The sequence below is a fragment of the Conexibacter stalactiti genome (genome assembly GCF_033542075.1).
Taxonomy (GTDB): Bacteria; Actinomycetota; Thermoleophilia; order Solirubrobacterales; family Solirubrobacteraceae; genus Conexibacter; species Conexibacter stalactiti.
The window spans coordinates 1-5,377 of the sequence record NZ_JAWSTH010000183.1; the positions used below are offsets into that span (position 1 = coordinate 1).

The following is a 5,377-nucleotide window of genomic DNA, read 5'->3' on the forward strand; positions in this document are numbered from 1 at the left end:
CGGGCCGCGGGCACGCCGCGCTGACCGGCTCGCTCAGCCGCGGCCAGGTTCGGGCGCGACGCGCTCGCGCCGCGCGACCGGGCGGCGCCAGCGGCGCGTGAAGCCGCGCGCCCACGCGACCGCCGGCTGCTCGACCCAGTGCCAGCTCGCCGCCGCGACCGGCACCGTCAGGACGAGCGCGAGCACGATCGCCGGCAGCGTGTGCAGCGACAGCAGGCCGAGGTGACGCGCGACCAGCAGCAGCGGCACGTGCCACAGGTAGACGCCGTAGGAGATCGTGCCGAGGTAGGCGAGCGGCCGCCAGCGCAGCAGCGCGGTGCCGGCACCGGCGCTCCCCGCCGCGACCGCGATCACGAGCGCGAAGCCGGCCGCGCCCGGCAGGTCGCGCCAGATGCGGAAGGCGTAGGAGGTCGATCTCGACGCGGCGCCGTGCGCCTGCCAGAGCGCGTCGGCCGCGACCAGCGCGATGCCCGCGACGAGCAGCGCGTAGGCGGCGCGCCGGCCGAACGGCGCGCGGCCGTCGAGCGCCAGCGCGACGAGCATCCCGAGCGCGAAGTACGGCAGCATCGCCGGCAGCAGCTTGCCCGCCACGATCGATCTCTCGCCCGCGATGTCGATGTTCCAGAGCACGCCGAACAGCAGCAGCGCGAGCGGCACGAGCGCCTGCACCACGCGGTGGCGCGGCAGCCGCAGCGCCACGACGGCGACGAGCGGCAGCAGCAGGTAGAAGCTGACCTCGACCGCCAGCGTCCACATCGGCGGATCGAGCTTCATCACCGTCTGCGGGTTGAAGTTCTGCGCGAAGACGAGGAAGAGCGGCAGCAGCTCGGCCGGCGGCAGGCGCACGCCCGGCGTCTCGGCGGCGCCCCACAGCAGCACGACCGAACCGATCAGCGCGAGGTAGTAGGCCGGCAGCACGCGCGCGCCGCGACGGACGAGGTACTCGCGCGCACCGGGCCGCGGGCGGCGGCCGCGCGCCGCGGCGACAAACGGGCGCCACAGCAGGAAGCCGGACAGCACGAAGAAGAGCACGAGTCCGAGCCGGCCCTCGTGCACGGCGTAGTCGAGCGTCGTCTCGCGCGCGGAGGCGGAGACCTCCAGCCGCGTGTAGAGCCAGGCGTGAAAGAGCAGCACCGACAGCGCGGCGAGGCCGCGCACTCCGTCGATCGCCGCGCTGCGGTCGGAGTCGGTTGTCGTGCGGTTCGTCGTCATGGCCGGCGCGACCGTTCCCCCAGCAGCGCCTCCTCAAGCACGGGACGGGCCTGGTCTCGCGTACGACCAGCGCGGAAGGCTAGCGAGCACGGATGAGCGCAGGATGAGGTCCGCTCGTGGGAGGCGATCAGCGGCCCAGCCCGTCGCTGTGTACGAGAGTAACCCTCAGGTTGAGGGTTAGGTCAGCGTCGTGAGCCGGCCGCCGCGCAGCTCCAGCACGCGGTCGGCGCGCGGCAGCTGCGCGGGATCGTGCGTGATCGTCAGCAACGCGCGATCGCCGGCGGCAACGTCAAGGTCGCGCATCAGGGCGCGCGCGGTGCGCTGATCGAGATGGGCCGTCGGCTCGTCGAGCACGAGCAACGTCGCGTCCGACAGCAGGCCGCGCGCGACCAGCAGCCGCTGCCGCTCACCACCGGAGAGCTGCGCGCCGTCCTCCCCCACGAGCGTGTCGAGTCCGTGCGGCAGCGCCTCCAGCCAGCCGCCGAGGCCGGCTGCCCGCAGCGCCGCGACGATCTCCGCGTCGTCGGCGGAGCGGCGCGCGAGCAACACGTTCTCGCGCACCGTCGTCGTGAACAGGCGCGCGCTCTGTGCGATCGTCAGCACGCGCTCGCGCACCTCCGTCTGCTCGGCCTCGCGCAGGTCGACGCCGCCGAGCGAGACGGTGCCGCCGTCGGGGTCGATCAGACGCGCGGCAAGGCGCGCGATCGTCGTCTTGCCGGCGCCGCTTGGCCCGACCAGCGCGACGCGCTCCCCGGGCGCGATCGCGAATGACACGTCGTCGAGCACGAGTGGGCCGTCGAGGTGGTGGTCGTTCGAGCCGCCGTCGCCGTGCGGGGCGCAGTCGCCCGCGCAGGAGCCGCAGTCGTGTTCCAGCTGGGACTCGCCCGTTTCGCCCACGGGTGCGCCTTCCATCCGCACGCTGACGTGATCGAAGGCGAGCACGGCGCCACCGGCCGGCAGCGGACGGGGTGCCGCAGGGTCCTGCACCTGCGGCACGCGCGTGGTGATCTCCTCCAGGCGCGCGGCGGCGGTCGCGCAGGCGCGCAGCTGGCGCGCGGCCGCGCCGAGCGGCTCGACCGCCTCGAAGGCCGCCAGCGCCAGCAGCACCAGCGCCGCGAGCCAGATGCCGCGCAGCGTGCCGTCGTCGACTGCCGGGATCGCGACGACCAGCACCGCGACGGCGGCGAGGCCGGCGAGCAGTGAACCGAGCCCGACCGCCAGCGCACCGGCGCGGGCGTCGGCGCCCGCGAGGCGCGAGAGGCGCGCGTCGGCGGCGGCGAGGCGGGCGCGCCGGTCGTCGGCGCGACCGGCGACGGCCAGCTCGGCCGAGGCATCGATCGTCTCGACCAGCTCCTGCGTCAGCGCCGCGCGCGCGGCCGCCTGGCGCCGCGCCGCCGACGCCGCGGCGCGCGCTGTCAGCAACGGAACGAGCGTCGCGGCCAGCAGCAGCGCGAGCGCGAGGACGACCCCGGCCGCCGGCAACACGATGGCGGCCGCGAGCGAGCAGACGACGATCGCCACGACGGCGACCAGCGGCGGCGCGAGCGCGCGCAGATAGAGGTGCTGGAGCTGGTCGACGTCGGCGACGAAGCGGCTCAGCAGGTCGCCCGTTCCGAGTCTGCCGGCGTCGCCGGGGACGAGCGGGGCGAGCCGGCGGAAGCAGCGGGCGCGCAGGTCGGCGAGGACGCGGAAGGCGAGGTCGTGCGAGACGAGCCGCTCGCCGTAGCGCAGCAGCGCCCGCGCCATCCCGAAGAAGCGCACGGCGACGATCACCACCAGCAGGCTCAGCACGTCGGGCCGCAGCGCGGCGCGGCTGATCAGGTTGCCGGAGGTCGCCAGCAGCGCCGCCCCGGCCAGCACCGCGCCCGCGCCGAGCGCGACCGACAGCGCCAGCCGCCCCCGCCGCGGCCGCGCCAACGCGGCCGTGCGCGCGAGCGCGCTCATGCCTCCACCCACTGCGGGCAGTGCTGGCAGCCGTCGGCCGCCGCGGCGCATGGCCCCTCGGCCTCGGGGCGGCAGGGATAGCTGGCGTCGGCCAGCCGCGGCCGGCGCTCGCGCCGCGGGGTCGCCGCGGCTCCGCGCACGCGCCGGACGACCGACGACGCCGGTCGCGCTCCCTCCGCGCCGGGAGGAAGGGACGTTTGGCGCCCCATACGGGCAGCGGACGTCCGCTGCTCGATGCGGAAGGGTGGGGCGGCGGCGGGCGGCGCCAGCGCCGCCAGCGCGGCGGCGCCGAGCGCCGGCGCGGCGAGCGCGAGCGCGTCATCGCCGGCGACGCGGCCGTCGGCCAGCACGATCACGCGGTCGGCGCGCGCGGCCAGCGCGGGGCGGTGGGCGATCAGCAACGTCGTGCGCCCACGGGCGAGGCGGAGAATCGCCGCGTCGACGGCAGTGGCGGTCTCTGCGTCGAGGTGCGCGGTCGGCTCGTCGAGCACCAGCAGCGGCGCGTCGCGCAGGAAGGCACGGGCGAGCGCGATCCGCTGCGCCTCGCCGGCTGACAGCGGGCGTCCGCCGTCGCCGATCGCCGTCTCGATCCCCTGCGGCAGCGCGGCGACGAAGCGCGCGGCGCCGGCGGCGGCGAGCGCGGCCCGCACCTTGCGATCCGGGGCGTCGGGGACTGCGAGCCGCACGTTGTCGGCGACGGTGCCGGCGAAGATGCGCGCCCGCTGCGGCACCCACGCGACCTGCCCACGCCACGCCTCCGGCTCCAGCCGGCGCAGGTCGACGCCGCCGCAGGTGACGCGCCCGGCGGAGGGGTCGAGCAGTCGCAGCGCGAGCGCGGCGACCGTCGACTTGCCGGCGCCGCTGACGCCGACGAGCGCCGTCAGCTTGCCTGGCTCCAGCGTCAGGGTGAGCCCGGCGAGCACCGCCGCGCCGCGCTCCGCGTCAACCGCGCCACGCTCTGCGCCAGCCGGGCCGCGCTCTGCGTCAATCGCGCCGCGCTCCGGGCCAGCCGCGCCGCGCTCTGCGTCAGCCGCGCCGCGCTCTGCGCCAGCCGCGCCGCCACGACGGGGATGCGCGAACGAGACGTCCTCGAAGCGCAGCGGCTGCGTACGCGGGTCGGGGACGGGCGCGTCGTCGGCAGACGCAGTCGCCGCCGCGTCCGGCGACGGCCACGCCGCCGCCCCCGGCGCCGGCGTCGCGACCGGCTCGTCGAGCACGGCGAAGATCCGTTCGGCGGCGGCGAGGCCGTCGGCGCCGGCGTGGTACTGGCGGCCGACCTCGCGCAGCGGCGCGTACAGCTCGGGCGCCAGCAGCAGCACGGCCAGCCCGACGTGAAGCGTCAGCGCACCCTCGACCAGTTGGATCCCGACGGTCGCGGCGACGAGCGCCGTGCCGATCATCGCGACCAGCTCCAGCACCAGCGCCGACATGAAGGCGACGCGCAGCGCCGCCATCGTCTCCACCCGGTAGCGCTCGCCGGCGGCCGCGATCGTCGCCTCCTGCGCGCGGTCGCGGTTGTGCGCGCGCAGCGTCTCCAGGCCGCGCACGACGTCGAGGAAGTGCGCTCCGAGCAGCGAGAGGGCGCGGAAGCGCGCCGTCGTGACCGCCTCCGCGGAGCGCCCGATCAAGATCATGAACAACACCAGCAGCGGCACGCCGAGCGCCAGCAGCAGCGCCGCGAGCCAGTCGTTCAGCACCACCCAGCCGAGCACGGCCGCCGGCACGGTCGCGGCCATCGCCAGCTGCGGCACGTAGCCGGCGAGGTACGCCTCCAGCGCGTCGACGCCCTGGACGGCGGTCGTCGCCAGCTCGCCGGTCCGCTCGGCCGGCCGCAGCGGCCGCCGCACCAGCAGGTGCTCGGCGAGCCGCTCGCGCAGCTCCGACATCACGTGCGCGGCGCCGCGCCGGCCGCTCAGCTCGAAGCCGGCCGCGACGAGTGCGCGCGCCGCCATCGTCGCGACCAGCGCGACCAGCTCGCCGCGCACGGCGGCGAGCCCGGCGCCGTCGATGAAGACCGACGCGATCACGTCGGCCAGCAGCACGGCCTGCGCGACGACGAGCACCGCCGCCGCGACCGCCAGCGCCGTCGCGGCGGCGAGCTGGCTGCGCGCGGCGCGGCTGGCGCGCAGCAGACGGGGATCGACCGGCGGCGCCATCGCGCTCAGCTCCCGCCGGCCGCGCCGCCGCTGCCGCCGGGCAGAGTGCCGGCCGCGCCGCCACT

Annotated in this window: 3 protein-coding genes; all 3 read right to left on the reverse strand. The window is 76.8% G+C overall.

Annotated features, from left to right (window positions below):
• Positions 1 to 33: 33 nt before the first annotated feature.
• Entirely contained in the window at positions 34 to 1,212 is a 1,179-nt protein-coding gene (locus R7226_RS30850) for an acyltransferase family protein (RefSeq protein WP_318601381.1), read from the reverse strand.
• A gap of 177 nt (positions 1,213 to 1,389) precedes the next feature.
• Positions 1,390 to 3,156: an amino acid ABC transporter ATP-binding/permease protein gene (locus R7226_RS30855; RefSeq protein ID WP_318601383.1), complete on the reverse strand. Its 1,767-nt coding sequence runs from the start codon at positions 3,154 to 3,156 to the stop codon at positions 1,390 to 1,392.
• Positions 3,153 to 5,377, reverse strand: a 2,225-nt coding sequence (locus R7226_RS30860; RefSeq protein ID WP_318601384.1) for an ABC transporter ATP-binding protein/permease, incomplete at its 5' end; no start/stop codon positions are given. The genes R7226_RS30860 and R7226_RS30855, both read right to left, overlap by 4 nt.

Coding starts and splice junctions, on each gene's coding strand:
- R7226_RS30850 (WP_318601381.1), bottom strand. CDS start 1,212: ATGACGACGAACCGCACGACAACCGACTCCGACCGCAGCGCGGCGATC.
- R7226_RS30855 (WP_318601383.1), bottom strand. CDS start 3,156: ATGAGCGCGCTCGCGCGCACGGCCGCGTTGGCGCGGCCGCGGCGGGGG.